General features: G+C 32.9%; 19 protein-coding genes. 15 read left to right on the top strand and 4 right to left on the bottom strand.

The window, feature by feature from the left end:
- Positions 1 to 194: 194 nt before the first annotated feature.
- Positions 195 to 959 (bottom strand): TIGR02757 family protein, encoded by a 765-nt coding sequence (locus C3L50_RS04855; RefSeq protein ID WP_103805015.1) that lies wholly within the window; start codon positions 957 to 959, stop codon positions 195 to 197.
- A gap of 76 nt (positions 960 to 1,035) precedes the next feature.
- Positions 1,036 to 3,786 carry a putative LPS assembly protein LptD gene (locus tag C3L50_RS04850; RefSeq protein ID WP_103805014.1) on the bottom strand — a complete coding sequence of 917 codons (2,751 nt, stop codon included), beginning with the start codon at positions 3,784 to 3,786 and terminating at the stop codon, positions 1,036 to 1,038.
- Positions 3,787 to 3,866: 80 nt separating this feature from the next.
- On the opposite strand from C3L50_RS04850, the gene C3L50_RS04845 reads away from it, so the two are divergent.
- From C3L50_RS04845 to C3L50_RS04810, 8 genes are all read left to right on the top strand, one after another.
- On the top strand, positions 3,867 to 4,994 hold the full coding sequence (locus C3L50_RS04845; RefSeq protein ID WP_103805013.1) for an N-acetylmuramoyl-L-alanine amidase family protein: 1,128 nt from the start codon (positions 3,867 to 3,869) through the stop codon (positions 4,992 to 4,994).
- A gap of 61 nt (positions 4,995 to 5,055) precedes the next feature.
- Positions 5,056 to 6,150: an N-acetylmuramoyl-L-alanine amidase family protein gene (locus tag C3L50_RS04840; protein WP_243400342.1), complete on the top strand. Its 1,095-nt coding sequence runs from the start codon at positions 5,056 to 5,058 to the stop codon at positions 6,148 to 6,150.
- Between the two features lie 55 nt (positions 6,151 to 6,205).
- On the top strand, positions 6,206 to 7,162 hold the full coding sequence (locus tag C3L50_RS04835) for an MlaD family protein (RefSeq protein ID WP_103805011.1): 957 nt from the start codon (positions 6,206 to 6,208) through the stop codon (positions 7,160 to 7,162).
- A gap of 13 nt (positions 7,163 to 7,175) precedes the next feature.
- Positions 7,176 to 8,510 carry a (Fe-S)-binding protein gene (locus C3L50_RS04830; RefSeq protein WP_103805010.1) on the top strand — a complete coding sequence of 445 codons (1,335 nt, stop codon included), beginning with the start codon at positions 7,176 to 7,178 and terminating at the stop codon, positions 8,508 to 8,510.
- A gap of 72 nt (positions 8,511 to 8,582) precedes the next feature.
- Entirely contained in the window at positions 8,583 to 9,374 is a 792-nt protein-coding gene (locus C3L50_RS04825) for a (Fe-S)-binding protein (protein WP_103805009.1), read from the top strand.
- Positions 9,375 to 9,414: 40 nt separating this feature from the next.
- On the top strand, positions 9,415 to 9,897 hold the full coding sequence (locus C3L50_RS04820; RefSeq protein WP_103805008.1) for an ABC transporter ATPase: 483 nt from the start codon (positions 9,415 to 9,417) through the stop codon (positions 9,895 to 9,897).
- Positions 9,898 to 9,948: 51 nt separating this feature from the next.
- Positions 9,949 to 11,082 carry an N-acetyl-alpha-D-glucosaminyl L-malate synthase BshA gene (bshA, locus tag C3L50_RS04815; RefSeq protein ID WP_103805007.1) on the top strand — a complete coding sequence of 378 codons (1,134 nt, stop codon included), beginning with the start codon at positions 9,949 to 9,951 and terminating at the stop codon, positions 11,080 to 11,082.
- Entirely contained in the window at positions 11,079 to 11,507 is a 429-nt protein-coding gene (locus C3L50_RS04810; RefSeq protein WP_103805006.1) for a protease complex subunit PrcB family protein, read from the top strand. The genes bshA and C3L50_RS04810 overlap by 4 nt, the downstream gene beginning before the upstream one ends.
- Before the next feature lie 126 nt (positions 11,508 to 11,633).
- Here C3L50_RS04810 and C3L50_RS04805 read toward each other — a convergent pair whose 3' ends face one another.
- Positions 11,634 to 11,981 carry a 4Fe-4S dicluster domain-containing protein gene (locus tag C3L50_RS04805; RefSeq protein ID WP_103805005.1) on the bottom strand — a complete coding sequence of 116 codons (348 nt, stop codon included), beginning with the start codon at positions 11,979 to 11,981 and terminating at the stop codon, positions 11,634 to 11,636.
- A gap of 129 nt (positions 11,982 to 12,110) precedes the next feature.
- Between C3L50_RS04805 and C3L50_RS04800 the strand changes: the two genes are divergently transcribed.
- From C3L50_RS04800 to C3L50_RS04775, 6 genes are all read left to right on the top strand, one after another.
- Positions 12,111 to 13,169, top strand: a complete 1,059-nt coding sequence (locus C3L50_RS04800; protein ID WP_103805004.1) for an acyl-CoA reductase — start codon at positions 12,111 to 12,113, stop codon at positions 13,167 to 13,169.
- Positions 13,170 to 13,262: 93 nt separating this feature from the next.
- A complete protein-coding gene (serC, locus tag C3L50_RS04795) occupies positions 13,263 to 14,333 on the top strand; it encodes a 3-phosphoserine/phosphohydroxythreonine transaminase (protein WP_103805003.1) in 1,071 nt (356 codons plus the stop codon).
- 28 nt (positions 14,334 to 14,361) lie between these two features.
- A complete protein-coding gene (locus tag C3L50_RS04790; RefSeq protein WP_103805002.1) occupies positions 14,362 to 15,312 on the top strand; it encodes a D-2-hydroxyacid dehydrogenase in 951 nt (316 codons plus the stop codon).
- Between the two features lie 94 nt (positions 15,313 to 15,406).
- Positions 15,407 to 15,964 (top strand): hypothetical protein, encoded by a 558-nt coding sequence (locus tag C3L50_RS04785; RefSeq protein WP_103805001.1) that lies wholly within the window; start codon positions 15,407 to 15,409, stop codon positions 15,962 to 15,964.
- Between the two features lie 113 nt (positions 15,965 to 16,077).
- Positions 16,078 to 16,554, top strand: a complete 477-nt coding sequence (locus tag C3L50_RS04780) for a DUF6146 family protein (protein ID WP_103805000.1) — start codon at positions 16,078 to 16,080, stop codon at positions 16,552 to 16,554.
- A gap of 32 nt (positions 16,555 to 16,586) precedes the next feature.
- Entirely contained in the window at positions 16,587 to 16,892 is a 306-nt protein-coding gene (locus C3L50_RS04775) for a DUF6787 family protein (RefSeq protein WP_103804999.1), read from the top strand.
- A gap of 9 nt (positions 16,893 to 16,901) precedes the next feature.
- On the opposite strand, the gene C3L50_RS04770 is transcribed toward C3L50_RS04775, so the two are convergent.
- On the bottom strand, positions 16,902 to 17,195 hold the full coding sequence (locus tag C3L50_RS04770) for a hypothetical protein (RefSeq protein WP_103804998.1): 294 nt from the start codon (positions 17,193 to 17,195) through the stop codon (positions 16,902 to 16,904).
- 134 nt (positions 17,196 to 17,329) lie between these two features.
- Here C3L50_RS04770 and C3L50_RS04765 point away from each other — a divergent pair, with 134 nt between their 5' ends.
- Complete coding sequence (locus C3L50_RS04765; protein WP_103804997.1) at positions 17,330 to 17,992, top strand: ABC transporter ATP-binding protein; 663 nt, start codon at positions 17,330 to 17,332, stop codon at positions 17,990 to 17,992.
- The last annotated feature ends 307 nt before the right edge of the window (positions 17,993 to 18,299 follow it).

Genomic DNA, 18,299 nt, shown 5'->3' with positions numbered 1-18,299 from the left:
TTTAACGAGTTTTATCTTCATTACTCATAACAAGTTTATAGGCAAAACAAACCTTCGTGTATATACCCAAATTAGATAGATTGGAGAAGGTTTGTTTTGCTTTATAGTTGTGTCAAATGTATTAAATTTTTCTTACAAATTATTAAAAAGACTTTTTGCTTTTAATATTTGAAAAAAAACTGGATAATGTTAAGTTAAAACCCCTCAAAAACGCCCAATCCAAACAGGGCAAAATCATATTTCACGGGATCGTTCGGGTCGAGTTCACGGAGTTTTAAATCGAGTTCATCCAAAGCTTTTCCATCGTTTTGTTTTCGGGTCAGCAAGCCTAATTTTCGAGCCACATTGCCGGAATGCACATCGAGAGGACAAGATAAGAGTGAAGGCGAAATGCTTTTCCAAATACCTAAATCAACGCCTTTGTTGTCTTGACGACACATCCACCTTAAGTACATATTAATACGTTTGGCTGCGGAGCCATTCATTGGGTCGGAAATGTGTTTTTGGGCTCGGTTTTGATGTTCAATTTCGAAGAATATTTTTTTGAATTCGGAAATGCTTTTTTGCATTGAATTCGGTTCTTGGTGTTGGGCAAAAACAGCTTCAAGACCATTGTGGTTTTTATAAATGTGTTGCAAACCTTTTATAAAACTGGCAAAATCCTGTCCGTTGAAAGTTCGGTGAACAAAAGATTCCAATCGTTCCAAATCATCTTCGGAATGTGACATCACAAAATCATACGGCGAATTGCCCATCAAATCCATCATTCTGTGGGCGTTTTTGATAATCATCTTGCGATTGCCCCAAGCGATCGTGGCACTCAAAAAACCAGCAATTTCGATGTCTTCTTTTTGCGAAAACAAATGCGGAATTTGCACGGGATCACTTTCGATAAAATCGAGCGTGTTGTATTGCAGGACTTTTTCGTTAAGGAAGGATTTGAGTTCTTTTTGGTTCATCTGAAGATTCAATTTTGAAAACAGGACTTTATTTTACCTAAATTGACACTAAATTTTGCAATAAAAGACATTTTAATTATCTATTGCTAGCACTTCGCTTGTCATATTTTATATCGCTTAATATGCCTGATTTTATTCCAATAAAGAAACTCCAATTGGCTTGATCACCAAAAGGTTGCCAGTTAAAATCCATTCGCCAACTCAATAAATCTCTTTCAAAACGAAGTTGGGTATAAGTTACTCCGTTTAGCACAAAATCATAACCAGTTGAGACACCAACTTTCCATTTTGGGGTTAAATCTCCATTGGCAGAAATCATTATTGAATTTCCTGTAATTTTATTTTGTCGGTTATTGTTACCATAAGTAAGAGAATAGGCAAATGTCATATCCCAAGGCAATTTTGAGGCAAAAAATTCGGTAATTTTATCAGTTCCGGTATCTTCTTCATCATCAAATTGGCTGCTTCCTCTGGCGTGATCCATGGTACTTCTTCCAAACAAATCATCATCACGACCACCATTTCTTTGACCTTGCTTGTTTTTATCTTTATCTTTTTCATCTTTATCAGAGTCTCTGCTGGAAATAGAATAATTCAAAGTCATATTGGCACTTGTCATTCTAAACAAACTTCCACCATTATTGATGTTATAAACATTAATTGTATTGCCCGCATTATCTATTGCATAAGGATCTAAAGTCGCTCCAAAATTCATATTTAGCTTGTCTTTAAATAGTTGAGTTCCGCCGCTTACACGAATCGGAGCCCAAGCAAATGTAGTTTTGCCATCAGCATTGAAGTTGTAACTTGTAGCAAAGTTTAAATTGTTAAGAAGCATTATTTTTTTGGGTTCTACCTTGGTGCTATCTGGATCAGTAATTTTAGCTTCGAAAGTATTGCTTAAATCAAATCCTACTATATTAGAATTTGAATTTCCGGGTGCTCCGAAAACGCCTCCTTCAAATCGGGTGTAATCTTTTGTCATTTTTCCTGTAGCATCGGTAGCATAAGTATCGAAATATTTTTCGAAACTAGGAGTGTAACCATACGAAATCGAAGGTCGCATCACGTGTCTGATGGATTTTATTTTACTGTCAGGTTTGAAATTAAATGTTCCGTAAATGGTGGTACCTAAACTACTTGTAAAATTATAGGTTCTAAAAGAATCAAATCCATTAACGGTTTGATCTACAACAGCGCTTTGTTCTTTGTCATAGTTTCTTCGAATGGTTTTTATGGTCCAAACTTCATTATAATTCATAGAAGTGGAAGCGCTAAAATGTTTAAATAATTTGAAATTGGTGCTTAATGGAATGCTGTGTTGCACTCCTAATTTTGCATTATCAAACATTTCTTTTGTGAAGAACAGAGAATCAGTCGTTACAAAACTATTTTTTCCACTCAAATTATACAATAAATTGATGTTTTTGAAGAAGCCTTTTTTTACCCCATCTTTACCTACAAACGGATAAATACGATCCACACTATATTGCAAATCAGGCAAGGTCATATTAATTTCAGAAGTTTGAGTGTTTTGTGAATGTGTTGCAGTTAGAGCTAAACGAGAACCAACTGTGCCTGGAAAAGTTTTGCTATAAGAAACCGATGAACTCAAAGTATTATTCAAATTCGACCCTACATTGGATTGATTTATAGATTGTTGAAAGTATTTACTACTTCCCATATTTACAGAAGCCGAAAATGTTGAATTGGGGCTTCCTTTAGAGTCTTTAGAATGCGACCATTGCAGATTATAAATACTTTGTTTGGAATAATCTGGATAGCCTCTTTCGCTATTGATTAGGTTTTCAAATCTAAAGTTTAAATTTCCTCTAAAACTGTATCTTTTTGCATAACTTGATTCGAATCTCAGGGCATAACTCCCGTTGGTATAATAATCACCAAGAACAGTTAGGTCATAATTATCACTAAGTGCAAAATAATATCCTCCATTTTGCAATGAAAATCCCCTATTATTTGAATCGTTATAACTTGGTAAAAGGATACCTGAAACGCTAGTTTCTTTGGTCATCGGAAAAAAAGCAAAAGGCAAAGCGATAGGAGTGGGCACATTGGCAATAACCAAATTAGTTAAGCCGGTAACTACTTTTTTGCCAGGAATGATTTTTACTTTATTGGTTTGAAAATAATATTCAGGATTTTCTACATTAGTTGAAGTAGTAAAACGTGCTTTTTTTAAAAAATAGACCGAATCATTTTCTTTTTTTGTAATTACTGCTTTAACCTTGAATTCTCCTTGATCGGTTTTTGAATTCCATATCAAAGCTTTTTTTGTTTTGAAATTAAAACGAATCGAATCGGGTTCAATTACATTTTCGGCCTGTTTGAAATTCGGAAACTGAGTATATTTTCCAGTAGAATCTTTAATTCTACCCGCATAAACTTCGTTTTTTTCATAATTTAAAACGATGATTCCAGCTTTTAATTCTGTATCTTGATAATACAATTCGGCGTTGTCATACAGCGTAATAAGTTTCTTTTTTTGCTCTATTTTGACATAATTACTAGCGTTATATCTTACTTTGTCTTCAAGAAGTACTTTTGGTTGAATGCTGTCTTTTGTGATTGTATCACTTATGGTTTTTGTAATTGTGGTTGATTTGGCGTCTTTTTTAGGAGTAGAAATGGACTTATCTTTTTGATTTTGAACAGGTATAGAACTTGTTTTGTTATATCTATCTTGTGAATAGATATTGCAAGTTCCTAAAGTTAGGAAAAATGATAATAAAACGATATTAAATAAGTTTGTATTCAAAGGGATTAATGCTATTTTTGTAAAAATATGGCTTGTTTTTTGATGGGTCAAACTTACATATTATTTTTTGTCAAAAATAATCAAATATTAAATTTATACCCCTTGTGTTTTAATTAAATTAACTTTTGAAGATGAAATTCAAATATAAAAACTACATTTCAACAGTGATACTTGCGTTGTTTCTTTGTAGTTCAGTATTTTCCCAAAATAATAAAAAATTTACCGTTGTACTTGATGCTGGACATGGAGGGAAAGACCCTGGAAATTCCTATCATGGTTTTCGTGAAAAAGAAATTGCTCTTAAAACAACTTTAAAAGTGGGGAATTTTTTAGAAAAAGAAAAAAATATAAAAATAATTTATACTCGAACAACTGATGTTTTTATTGAATTAGCAAACAGACCCAAGATGGCCAACAAAGCCAAAGCGGATTTGTATATATCCATTCATTGTAATTCAGTAAAAAATTTCACTCCCAATGGAACAGAAACATTTGTTATGGGTTTGTCTAGAAGTGGTATGAATTTAGAAGTTGCAAAAAATGAAAATTCGGTTATTTTGTTAGAAAATAATTTCAAAGAAACTTATAAAGGTTTTAATCCTAATAATTCCGAATCTTTATTAGGATTGACTTTAATGCAAGAAGAAAATTTAAATAACAGTATTAATTTAGCAACTAAAATTCAGGATAATTTCACACATAATTTAGAAAGAAATTCAAGAGGTGTAAAACAACAACCCCTATGGGTTTTAGATGCTGTATTTATGCCTGGTGTTTTAATTGAATTGGGTTTTTTATCAAATAAAGCCGAAGGTGAGTTCCTGAATTCAGATGAAGGACAAAATAAAATGGCAATGCAAATTGCGAATGCAATTAAATCGTATAAAAAGGAAAATTTTGATGAAGAAATTGAAAATGTATCACACAGCAAACCTAAAGAAACAGTTTTAGTTAAAAGTGGAACTATTGAAGAATCTAAATCGGCAGATGTTTCAAAGGATACGATATATAAAGTGCAACTTTTTGTAAGTTCAAAAAAAATAGAAGTGGATTCAAGTAAATTTAAAGGATTGAAAAACATATCAAGCACTTTTAATAATAATATTTATAAATATACTTATGGAGAAACATCCAATATTAAGGAAGCAAATAAAATGCAAATTGAAGCAAGAAAAAAAGGTTTTTTAGATGCTTATATTGTGATTATCAAAGACGGAATAAGTAAGAAGGTAAATAGTGGGTTAAACAATAATAACTAAATTTGTAAAAAAATAATTAATGAGAGAACTTAAAATAACTTTAACAAAACTATCATTTTTGATGTTGTTTGTTTGTAGTTCTGCTTTTGGTCAATCCAATGTTTTTATAGTTGCCTTAGATGCAGGTCATGGCGATCACGATTTTGGTGCGGTTTACAGCGGTCGGGTTGAAAAAAATATAAACCTAGCAATAGTACTTAAAGTGGGTAAAATATTAGAACAAAATCCACATGTAGAGGTCATCTATACTCGAAAAACTGACGTTTTTATTGATTTAGTTGAAAGAGCTAATATTGCTAATCGGGCCGACGCTAATATTTTTGTATCTATTCATTGCAATGCCAATAAAAATACTGCAGCCGATGGTACAGAAACCTACGTGATGGGGATGAGTAAAGTAGCTTCGAACCTTGAAGCGGCCAAAAAAGAGAACGCGGTAATTAGTCTTGAAAAAGATTTCAAACAAAAATACGAAGGTTTTGATCCCAATTCTCCAGAGACCATGCTTGGAATGACCTTGATGCAAGAGGAATATTTAGACAACAGCATATCATTAGCAAGTAAAATTGAAGAAAGATTTGCTGATTTAGGCAAAAAAATTAGACATGGTGGTGTAAAACAAGCTCCTTTTATGGTTTTGCATAAAGCTTATATGCCAAGAGTATTAGTAGAGACAGGATTTATTTCTAATCCTACCGAAGGTGATGCTTTAAATTCTGAAGACGGACAAAATGATATAGCCAAAGCTATTGCAGATGCAATTATAAGTTACAAAAGAGAATATTTTGGCGCTGATACTACTGATGTTATTTCTGAGAGACCTTCTCAAAAAATTATCGAAAAAACAGAAAGCGATACTACACCAACAACACCAAAAACGGAAGTAATTAGCAACGATTCAAAGGCAGTCATTTTTAAAGTTCAATTATCAGCTAGTAAAAAGAAAGTGGAATTAGTGGCAAGCAATTTTAAAGGATTGAAAGATGTCTCAATGTCATCGGAAGGAAAATTGTATAAATATATGTATGGCGAAACGGCTAATTATGAAGAGGCTAAAAAATTATTGCAGGAAGCAAAATCCAAAGGATATAATTCGGCTTATTTAATTGCTTTTAAAAATGGTGAAATGATAAGTGTTCAAGACGCAATCAAATAATTATTAACTTCAAGTTTAATTAATTTATATTAAATTTGCACCAAACATTTATATTTTGAAATTAACACGAGAAATCAAAACAGCCATACTAGCCATTTCGACTATTTTATTATTCATTTGGGGCTATAGCTTTCTAAAAGGGAAAGATCTTTTAGATAAATACAGAACTTTTTATGTACAATACGACAATGTCGAAGGCTTATCTCCTTCTGCATCTGTTACAATAAATGGTTTGATTGTAGGCAAGGTAACCAAAATCACATTAGATCCAAACACAGGAAAACTAGTGGTGCAATTACAACTTAAAACTGATTTCCCTATTTCTAAAACCAGTACCGCAATTATATACAAACCCGGTTTTATAGATGGAAAACAAATTGCAATTCATCCTAATCTTGCTGATAAAACAGAATGTGCTGATGGTCAGTTTTTAATAGGAACAGCTGAATTGGATTTGACCGAATCTTTAAAAAAACAATTGGTTCCTCTACAATCAAAATTCGAAAAAGTAATGCTGAATTTAGATAATTTATTAACTGGATTCAATAATGTATTAGACAACAAAGGACAACAAGACTTGAAAACAAGTTTGGCTGAATTGAGTCAAACCATGCAACAATTTCACAAAGCATCTTCAAGTGTCAATACTATTCTTGACGATAATAAGGGTCAAATAAATGGTGTTGTGACCAATCTAAATAAAGTTTCTAGCAATTTTTCTAAAATATCCGATTCATTAAACAAAGCCGATTTAGGAAAAACAGCCGCCAATTTGCAAAAAACTTTAGAAAAAGTAGATAAAATAATGGCCGATTTGCAAGCTGGAAAAGGTTCTATGGGCAGATTAATGAAAGATGAAGCTTTGTATAACAATTTAGAGCAAACCTCAAAAGAATTAGAATTATTGCTTGAAGATGTAAGACTTCACCCAACTCGTTATGTGAATGTATCCGTTTTCGGAAAGAAAAACAAACCTTATGTTGCCCCGGTAAAAGATACCATTTCAAAGTAAAAAACTAGCAATTATGGGTTTTTTAAGCACTATTTTATTTGCGATATTTCTGGTTTTAGGATTCGGTTATTTTTATTTCAATATAAAAAAAATCGTTCGAAATATTAATTTAGGTACCGCAGTAAATCGCAAAGACAACCCAAAAGCCCGTTGGAAAAATATGGCAATGATTGCTCTTGGTCAATCCAAAATGGTGAAAAGACCAGTAGCAGGAATTCTTCATATCATTGTTTATGCTGGATTTATCATCATCAACATCGAATTATTAGAAATCATTATCGATGGATTGTTTGGAACTCATAGAATTTTTGCTTTTTTAGGAACATCCTACAATGTGCTAATTGGTTCTTTCGAAATTTTAGCATTCTTGGTTTTAGTATCTGTTTTTACTTTTTGGATTCGTAGAAATATAATCAGACTTAAACGTTTTGCCAACAAAGATTTAACAGGTTTTCCTAAAAACGATGCCAATTATATTCTTTATTTCGAAGTAGTTTTGATGACTTTATTTCTGTTAATGAACGCTTCCGATTTGCATTTGCAAAATATTCCTGGAGGGTTTTCGCATTTCATTAAAGCAGGTTTTTTTCCCATAAGTCAATTTATTGAACCTTTGTTTAATGGGGTTTCTAGTAATTTAGTATTTATTTTGAATGAAATGTTTTGGTGGTTGCACATCATTGGGATTTTGATATTTATGAATTATTTATATTATTCAAAACACCTTCATATTCTGTTGGCTTTTCCAAACACCTATTTTGTAGATTTGAATCCAAAGGGACAACTCAGCAATTTAGAATCCGTAACCAATGAAGTAAAATTGATGATGGATCCCAATGCTAATCCTTATGCAACACCAGTTGTTGATGAAAATGCCGTGCCGAGTAAATTTGGAGCCAGCGATATTCAGGATTTGAATTGGGTACAATTAATGAATGCCTACACTTGTACTGAATGTGGTCGTTGCACATCATCTTGTCCAGCAAATATAACGGGGAAAAAATTATCGCCTCGTAAAATTATGATGGATACGAGAGACAGAATCGAAGAAGTAGGAAAAAATATCGATGCCAATAATGGTGTTTTTGTTCCAGACAACAAATCGTTATTAAACGATTACATCACACCCGAAGAATTATGGGCTTGTACTTCTTGCAATGCTTGTGTCGAAGAATGTCCAGTAAATATTAGTCCGCTTTCGATTATTGTAGATTTGCGACGCTATTTGGTAATGGAACAAAGTGCAGCACCAAATTCATTAAACGCAATGATGACTAATATCGAAAATAACGGCGCACCTTGGCAATACAACCAACAAGACCGATTGAATTGGAAAAACGAAATATAGTTTAATTGTTTAATCGTTTAAATGTTTAACCGATTAACCGATTTGACGCTTCAATGATTAAACAAAAAATAAATGTCAGAAGTTTTAATAGTACCAACAATGGCCGAAATGCTGGCTCAAGGCAAACAACCAGAAGTATTGTTTTGGGTGGGTTGTTCAGGAAGTTTTGATGATAGAGCCAAAAAAATCACAAAAGCATTTATTCGAATTTTAAATCGAGCTAATGTTTCTTTTGCTGTTTTGGGTACTGAAGAAAGTTGTTCTGGAGATCCCGCCAAAAGAGCAGGAAACGAGTTTTTATTTCAGATGCAGGCTATGATGAACATCGAAGTTTTGAATGCCTACGAAGTTAAAAAAATTGTTACGGCTTGTCCGCATTGTTTCAATACGTTGAAAAACGAATACCCTGAATTGGGAGGCGTTTATGAAGTTGTTCATCACACAGAATTCCTAAAGTCCTTGTTAGACGATGGCAGATTAACTATAGAAGGAGGACAATTCAAAGGAAAACGCATTACTTTTCACGACCCTTGTTATTTAGGAAGAGCCAATAATGTATATGAAGCACCACGTGATTTAATTCAAAAATTGGATGCCGAATTAGTCGAAATGAAACGTTCCCGTGCCAATGGACTGTGTTGCGGAGCAGGAGGAGCGCAAATGTTTAAAGATGCAGAAGCTGGAAACAAAGAAATCAACATCGAAAGAACCGAAGACGCATTGGAAACTCAACCCGAAATCATTGCCGCAGGTTGTCCATTTTGCAACACGATGATGACCGACGGTATCAAAAACAAAGAAAAAGAAAGCGAAGTAAAAGTGTTGGACATCGCTGAACTTATTGCCAACGCACAGGATTTGTAAATCACAAATCTAAATTCTAAAATCATAAATATAAAATCAAATGTACGTTCCTTTCGAAAATTTACCAGAAGACTCCAAAATTTGGATTTATCAATCCAACAGAAAATTCTCTGACGCAGAATTTTTAGAAATAGAAACCGATGTAAAATCTTTTCTTGACAGTTGGGAAGCACACAGCGTAAGCCTAGAATCGTCTTATCAATTGAAATACAATCGGTTCATTATAATTGCTGTAAACCAAGAGGTACAAGCAGCCACAGGTTGTTCCATTGATAAATCAGTGCAGTTTATCCAAAAATTAGAACAAAAATACAATGTAGATTTGTTGGATAAAATGAATGTGACTTTCAAAAACGGAGAACACATTGCGCATAAATCGTTGATAGATTTCAAAAAAATGGCTAAAGAAAAGGCTGTTACCGAGAACACCATTGTTTTTAATAATTTGGTCAACAACATCGAAGAATTCAACGAATCTTGGGAAGTTCCAGCTATGGATAGTTGGCACAGTCGTTTTTTCTAAAAAACTATTAAGTTTTTTCTTTACCCTATTTCATTTCATTATAAGTAAAACATGAAAATAGCAATTGTTTGTTATCCAACATTCGGAGGAAGTGGCGTTGTCGCTACAGAATTAGGTCTTGAGTTGGCTCGTAGGGGTCACGAAATTCATTTTATAACCTATAGTCAACCCGTGCGTTTGGCATTGCTGAATCCTAATGTGCATTACCACGAAGTGAATGTGCCAGAATATCCTTTGTTTCATTTTCAGCCTTATGAATTGGCTTTGTCGAGCAAATTGGTCGATATGGTGAAGTTGTATAAAATAGAATTATTGCACGTTCATTATGCTATTCCACACGCTTATGCGGGCTATATGGCTAAGCAAATGCTCAAAGACGAAGGGATAAATCTGCCCATGATTACCACGCTTCACGGTACCGATATTACTTTGGTGGGCAATCATCCGTTTTATAAAACTGCAGTGACATTCAGCATCAATAAATCCGATTTTGTGACCTCGGTTTCCCAAAGTTTGAAAGAAGATACACTTAAATTATTCAATATTAAAAATGAAATTCAGGTCATTCCGAATTTTATAGAATTGGATAAACACGAAACAGAAGCAATTACTTCTTGCCGTCGTTCGGTGATGGCAACAGAAAAGGAGCGAATTATTACTCATATTAGTAATTTCAGAAAGGTAAAACGAATTCCTGATGTAATTCAAATATTTTATAAAATTCAACAAGAAATCCCAGCTAAATTAATGATGGTAGGCGATGGACCAGAAAAAGAAAAAGCCGAATATTTATGCCAAGAATTGGGTATTTTAGACAAAGTTATTTTTTTTGGAAACAGTAATGAAATAGACAAAATATTGAGTTATACTGACTTGTTCTTATTACCCTCCGAAACCGAAAGTTTTGGACTTGCAGCTCTCGAAGCAATGGCGTGGAGCGTTCCAGTAATTTCGAGTAATTCTGGAGGTTTGCCCGAAGTGAATTTTGATGGAATTTCAGGTTATTTGAGCGATAAAGGCAATACAGATGAAATGGCTCAAAATGCTCTGAAAATATTGAAAGACGATGCTACTTTAAATAAATTCAAAAAAAATGCGTTATCGGTTGCAAAGCAATTTGATATCGAAAACATCTTACCCTTATATGAAGAGTTATATCATAAAGCGATAAATAAATTTTCATGAAAAAAATAGTTTTATTCTTTGTAACACTCCTTTTGGTTTCCTGCGGAGCCTCTTCTCCCAAAAAATCAGATTCGAATTCTTTGTATGAAGTCTTAACCAATCAAGCTGATGGAGGAGCAAGCATTCGTTTTTTTGAAATTTTATCTGATGAAAAGGAAATTGCAATGCTTCAAAATGATGAAAAATTAAAAAATAAAATCAAACCTAATGATATTCAAACTTCAAATTTCATTGTTTTGAATATGGGTGAAAAAACTTCTGGAGGATATAAAATTAGCATAGAAAGTGCTGTTGAAACCGATAAAAATATAATTATTACCCTCAAAGAAACTGCGCCAGAATCGGGTTCGAATGCTAGTCAGGAAATCACAACACCCTATTGTGTGGTGAAAATTAATTCTAAAAAGGAGATTATTATAAAATAAAAGAGGCTGTTCGAAAATTAATTTTCAGACTGTCTCTTTTTTGAAGATTAAACCTTAAACTATGAACCATAAAAAAATCCTGAACGTTAAATTCAGGATTTTATTTTTTTGTAAAAATAATCGTTATTAGTTATGCAAAAATGCTTGTCTAGCTAATAAAGTTTCTTCGCTTTCTACGTGATTTTCATCAGGAATACAACAATCTACAGGACAAACAGCCGCACATTGAGGTTCTTTATGAAATCCTTTACACTCAGTACATTTTCCAGGAACAATATAATAAATATCGTCAGAAATTGGAGTTTGAGCAGCATCAGCATCCACTTCTTCTCCAGAAGGAAGAACCACTTTTCCTTTAATTCTTGTACCATCTTTATATCTCCAATCATCTGCTCCTTCGTAAATTGCAGTATTTGGACATTCTGGTTCACAGGCACCACAATTGATACATTCATCGGTTATAATAATCGCCATACTATTTTTGGTTTAAAGTTTCATAATCATAAACTAAGGTCAATTTCGCTTTTACTTGAAGACTTTCGAAATAATTATCCTTATTTTTGCACAAAATTACAATCAAAACTTTTCATAAACAAATTAGAAATGGCACAAAACGATAAAAAAAGAGTATTTATTGAATTAGGAAAATTTTTAAGCCAATTTTCCGAGCAAGAAAACAGAAAAGACTCTACAGTTTTGTTTAATGATTTGTTTTTTGAAGATTTTGAAAATTTAATTCTACTTTCACAATCACATAATGGCTGGTACACTCCAGAAAACGTCTATTTTGCAATCCAATCTTGGGCATCAGCTCTTTCGGAAGCAAATCTAGAGAAATGGCTCTCGGGCTATTCAATCGAAATAAACGAACCCAAAAACATTGGCTTAATCTTGGCTGGAAATATTCCGTTGGTTGGATTTCACGATTTTTTATCGGTATTGATTTCTGGGAATAATGTATTGATAAAGACTTCTTCAAATGACCAATATTTATTGCCTTTTTTAGCAAAATATATCATTGCAATTGAACCTGAATTGGCAAACAAAATCACTTTCGTCGAAGGAAAATTAGAGAATTTTGATGCCGTTATAGCCACTGGAAGCAATAATACAGCACGTTATTTTGAATATTATTTTAAAGACAAACCAAGTATTATTCGAAAAAACAGAAATTCAGTTGCTGTTTTAAACGGAGAGGAAACAAAGGAACAACTCGTTGCTTTGGGAGAAGATATTTTTAGGTATTTTGGATTGGGATGCCGCAATGTTTCGAAACTTTTTGTGCCAAAAGGCTATTCTTTTGATGCTTTTTTCGAGGCCATTTTCAAATACCAAGACATCATTCACTATGAAAAATATGCTAATAATTATGATTACAACAAGGCCGTTTTCTTGATGAGTAATTTCAAATTATTGGACAATGGATTTTTGACTATTAAAGAAGACAATAGTTATGCTTCACCTATTTCTAGTGTTTTTTACGAATACTATGATTCAATCGAAGATTTACAAACTCGGCTACAATCTGAAAACGAACAAATTCAGTGTATTGTAAGTAATAAGTTAGTCGAAAACAGCATTGACTTTGGCAACACTCAAAGGCCAAATTTATGGGATTATGCAGATAATGTTGATACAATATCGTTTTTGTTAACAATATAGAAAAAAATAAGCGAATTATTTCGAATTATTTAATGCTTATTCAACTCTGATTTCCGAAATTTGCAACTTAATTTTTTGGACATAAATTATACCATGAAAAAACACAACTACAGCGCAGGACCATCTATTTTACCACAAGAAGTTTTTGAAAAATCAGCACAAGCTATTTTAGATTTCAATAATTCAGGATTGTCTATTTTAGAAATTTCACACCGAAGTAAAGATTTCGTTGCCGTTATGGACGAGGCACGTGCATTAGCATTAGAACTTTTAGGATTAGAAGGCAAAGGATATCAAGCTCTTTTTCTTGCTGGCGGAGCTAGTATGGAATTTTTGATGGCACCTTATAACTTGATGAAAGAAAACGGAAAAGCTGCTTATCTTGATTCAGGAACTTGGGCAACTGCTGCTATAAAAGAAGCTAAGTTTTTTGGAGAAACTGTTATTGTAGGTTCTTCCAAAGAAGATAATTATACTTATGTTCCTAAAGGTTACGAAATACCAAGTGATGCCGATTATTTTCACTGTACCAGTAACAATACCATTTTTGGAACTCAAATGAAGGAATTTCCAACGACTACTGTTCCTGTAGTTTGCGATATGAGTTCTGATATCTTTTCAAGAGTTTTAGATTTTTCTAAATTCGATATTATTTATGCTGGTGCTCAAAAAAATATGGGACCTGCTGGGACTACTTTGGTAGTTATCAAAGAATCGATTCTTGGTAAAAACGGAAGAGTTATTCCAAGTATGTTAGACTATGCAAAACATATCAAAGCAGAAAGTATGTACAATACTCCTCCTGTTTTTCCTGTTTACGCTTCATTATTAACAATGAAATGGATCAAAGAAAAAGGTGGTGTAGCAGCAGTTGAAAAATTGAACGATGCTAAAGCGGCTTTATTATACGGAGAAATTGACAGAAACCCATTATTCAAAGGGGCTGCAGTAGTAGAAGATCGTTCTACTATGAATGCTACTTTTTTATTGACAAATCCAGAACACACCGAAACATTTGACAAAATGTGGAAAGCAGCTGGAATTTCTGGATTGCCAGGACACCGTTCAGTAGGTGGTTACAGAGCTTCTATTTATAACGCAATGCCAATTGAAAGCGTGCAAGTTTTAGTAGATGTAATGCAAGCTTTGGAAAAAGCAGTTTAAAAATTTAATCTTTTAATTAAAAAAATAAATGAAAGTATTAGCCAATGACGGAATTTCAGAAAGTGGAATTCTAGCCTTACAAAAAGGTGGATTTGAAGTAATAACAACAAAAGTAGCTCAAGAACAAGTGGCTAATTTCGTAAACGAAAACAACGTAAGCGTAGTTTTAGTTAGAAGTGCAACCAAAGTTCGCAAAGATATAATCGACGCTTGTCCAGGATTGAAAATTATTGGTCGTGGTGGTGTTGGAATGGACAACATCGATGTTGATTATGCTAAAAGCAAAGGAATTCACGTAATCAACACGCCTGCTTCTTCATCAGAATCGGTAGCTGAATTGGTTTTTGCTCACTTGCTTTCTGGCGTTCGTTTCTTGCACGATTCTAACAGAAATATGCCTCTTGAAGGAGATTCTAACTTTAATGGTTTGAAAAAAGCATATGCTGATGGAGTTGAATTAAGAGGAAAAACACTTGGAATTGTTGGAATTGGTCGTATTGGTCAAGCTACAGCAAAAATGGCTCTTGGTCTAGGAATGAAAGTTATCGCTACTGATGGATTTATTCCACAAGTAGATGTAAAAGTAGAATTTTTCGATGGACAATCTATTACAACAACAATCGTTACTCAATCATTGGAATCGTTGTTTCAAGAAGCTGATTTCATCACATTGCACGTTCCTGCTCAAGATGGTTATATCGTGGACGAAGCAGCATTAGCAACTATGAAAGACGGTGTTGGAATTGTAAACTGCGCTCGTGGTGGTGTTATTGATGAAGTTGCTTTAATCAAAGCATTGGATTCAGGAAAAGTATCTTTTGCAGGCTTAGACGTTTTCGAAAGCGAACCAAAACCAGAAATGGCTATTTTGATGCACCCAAAAATTTCGTTGACTCCTCACATTGGAGCTGCAACAGGAGAAGCTCAAGACAGAATTGGAACTGAATTAGCGTCACAAATTATTAGTATTTTAGGATAATAATTTTAAGTTAACTATATAAAGCTCATTATTAATTTATTTTAATAGTGAGCTTTTTTTATTAGATTTGGATTCAATTTTAAATTTACAAACTATGTTTGAACAATTAACGCAATTAGTACAACAATACGGAAATGAAGTAGTTGTGAAAAATAATGCTATTCCAAATGAACACAATGAAGCAGTAATGACTGAAGCTGGAGGCTCCATTCTTTTGGGTTTACAAGATATGGTTGCAGGTGGAAATTTTGGCGATTTGGCTGGAATGCTCTCTGGAAAATCTCCAATAGATATGAACAATCCTGTTGTAAAAGAATTAGCTGGAAAAGTAACTGATAATTTAGGGTCTAAATTTGGAATATCTTCAGAAACGGCTAGTGGTGTTGCTGATGGATTGATTCCTCAGGTATTAAGCGGATTAGTAAACAAAGCACAAGACCCAAATCAACCTGAATTTAATGTTTCTGATTTAATTGGTTCTATTTCTGGCGGAAATAGTGCAGGTTTGATGGATGCCGTTTCAAAATACGGTGGACAATTTGGTCTAGATCAAGATGGAGATGGACAAGTAGGAATGAGTGATGCTATTGCTGCGGTGAGTAAAAATAGTGCTGGATTTGGCGGGTTATTAAGCAAACTTTTTGGGAAATAATAATTGAATATACCTTTTTAAAAAAGTCGTTTGTAGAAAGCAAACGACTTTTTTTATCTAAAAATTACGATTCAATCTTATGTTTTTGTAACTTTATCATTTACTTTTTCAAAATGAAAAATTATTTCTACATACTAGCTTTGACTCTTTTTTTGATTGTAAGTTGCAATAGCAATAAAACGACTGTTTCTAATTCAGAAAAAAACCTGACATTCAAAAACGATACGATTCAAGTTGCAAAAAACACTGTAAAAATTAAGAATGACACCATAAGAATTGCCAATGATTCTCTAGAATATGAAGTTATTATTATAGATCCCGGATTTAGTACTTGGCTTGCAAGTATGGCTCAACCTCGAAATTTTCATTCGCTAACTTATTTGGAAACCAAAAACCAAATTTATGTCAATGAATGGAACAATCGTGTAATGCAACCGCAACGATATAATCCTAATTTGTATGAAATGAGAATCAACTATGAGCCATTTATCCATTATGGATATGAAGTGAACTACTTAATTTACAATTATATGATTTATTTTCAAAACACCTTTAAACAAAAACTAGATGGTTATGTCCCAATTAGATAATCTCACTATATTTGTTATTTTTTAGAATGAATATGGAGAATTTGAAAAAACGCTGGGGAATTGAATCCAATTTTCAGTTTGTAATTATTTTTGTGGTTTTTGCCATAAACGGTTCTTTATCGGCTAGAATTTCTGGTTTTGCGATGAAATATCTGGGCATTAATAATGAAAACACCCATTGGATTCCGTATTATTTAATTCTAATTCTTTTGGTTTTACCCTTGTATCCTTTTTTGTTAATGTTTTTCGGATGGCTTTTTGGTCAGTCTAAATTTTTCTTTCCTTTTTCGAAAAAAATGCTAAAAAGTATGGGTTTGGGGTTTATTTTTAAAAATTAAGAGCATTAATTATTTTTCTTTTTTTATCCAATAATTGTAAATCCAAGTCAAGGTAAAAGAAGGAATGAAATCTGTAAACGGAATGATTTCTTCTAGAAAAGTAAAAATACCACCCATTTTTCCAACAGTTCCTTTATACATCCAAGTCATCATAAACCCTGCAATTGGAGCCCAAACCACATCCGAGAATTCTCCAAGTAAAGGAATTGAAAAAGATAGCATTCCAATTGCATCGAATACAATTCCTAAAATAAGATTTCTGTTTTTATAACTTTCTTTTTCTACTATAACTTCTTCTGCCATTTTAATAAATTTTCAAAACAAAGATACAAATCCAATGCCAAAAATAATTTTAGATTTTATTTAACCTTAAAGTCGAAAGATAATTTTAGAAATCAGCTAAAATCTTTGTTTCTTTGTGAAAACTGTTCCCAATAATGATACATGCAAAAAACATACATAAATATTATGACCAACTTCACGTCCTTAAAGGAGTTGATTTACACATTCAAAAAGGAGAAATCGTTTCTATCGTAGGTGCTTCGGGAGCTGGAAAAACTACGCTTTTGCAAATTCTAGGAACATTGGATAAACCCTCTATTGAAAACGGAATAGAATTGAGTATCAATGGTCAAGATATTTTGACAATGAGCGACAAAATTTTATCTAAATTCAGAAATTTGAATTTGGGTTTTATTTTCCAATTTCATCAATTATTACCTGAATTTACCGCTTTAGAAAATGTTTGTATTCCTGCATTCATTGCCAATAAATCCAAACAAGAAACAGAAATCGAAGCTAAAAAATTATTGGAATATCTTGGTTTGTCTCATCGAATAAATCACAAACCCAACGAACTTTCGGGTGGAGAACAACAGCGTGTAGCCGTTGCACGAGCTTTAATCAACAAGCCTGCTGTTATTTTTGCCGATGAACCATCGGGAAATCTCGATACGCATTCAGCCGAAAATCTGCACCAATTGTTTTTTAAACTTCGTGACGAATTTGGACAAACTTTCGTAATTGTAACCCACAACGAAGAATTAGCTAATATGGCAGATAGAAAATTAGTTATGGTGGATGGATTGATTTCAAAATAATAATTATGATTTTAATTGTATTGAGTTGGATTATTCTAACGTAATCCCATTTTTAGTAGGAATCACAGTTAAATTGTTTCTTACTTGCAATTCTAAGTTTGTGGTTATATTTTTCTATAATTACAATTGTTGCTATTTTTTAAATGAATATTGAATACACAACTTACACTTCGATTGTAAATCCTTAAATATCTTTTTCTCTGGTTAATCATAAATAAGTAACTGCAAATTTAAGCGACGGATTTTATTCTAAAAGCATCCCTTTTAAATGTCTTAAATAGAGTTAAAATCTTTCTTATCTAAAAAT

The organism is Flavobacterium alvei, assembly GCF_002920895.1.
GTDB classification, from domain to species: domain Bacteria; phylum Bacteroidota; class Bacteroidia; order Flavobacteriales; family Flavobacteriaceae; genus Flavobacterium; species Flavobacterium alvei.
Note: the sequence above shows the minus strand (reverse complement) of the source record. Positions and strands in the feature narration are given on the sequence as shown.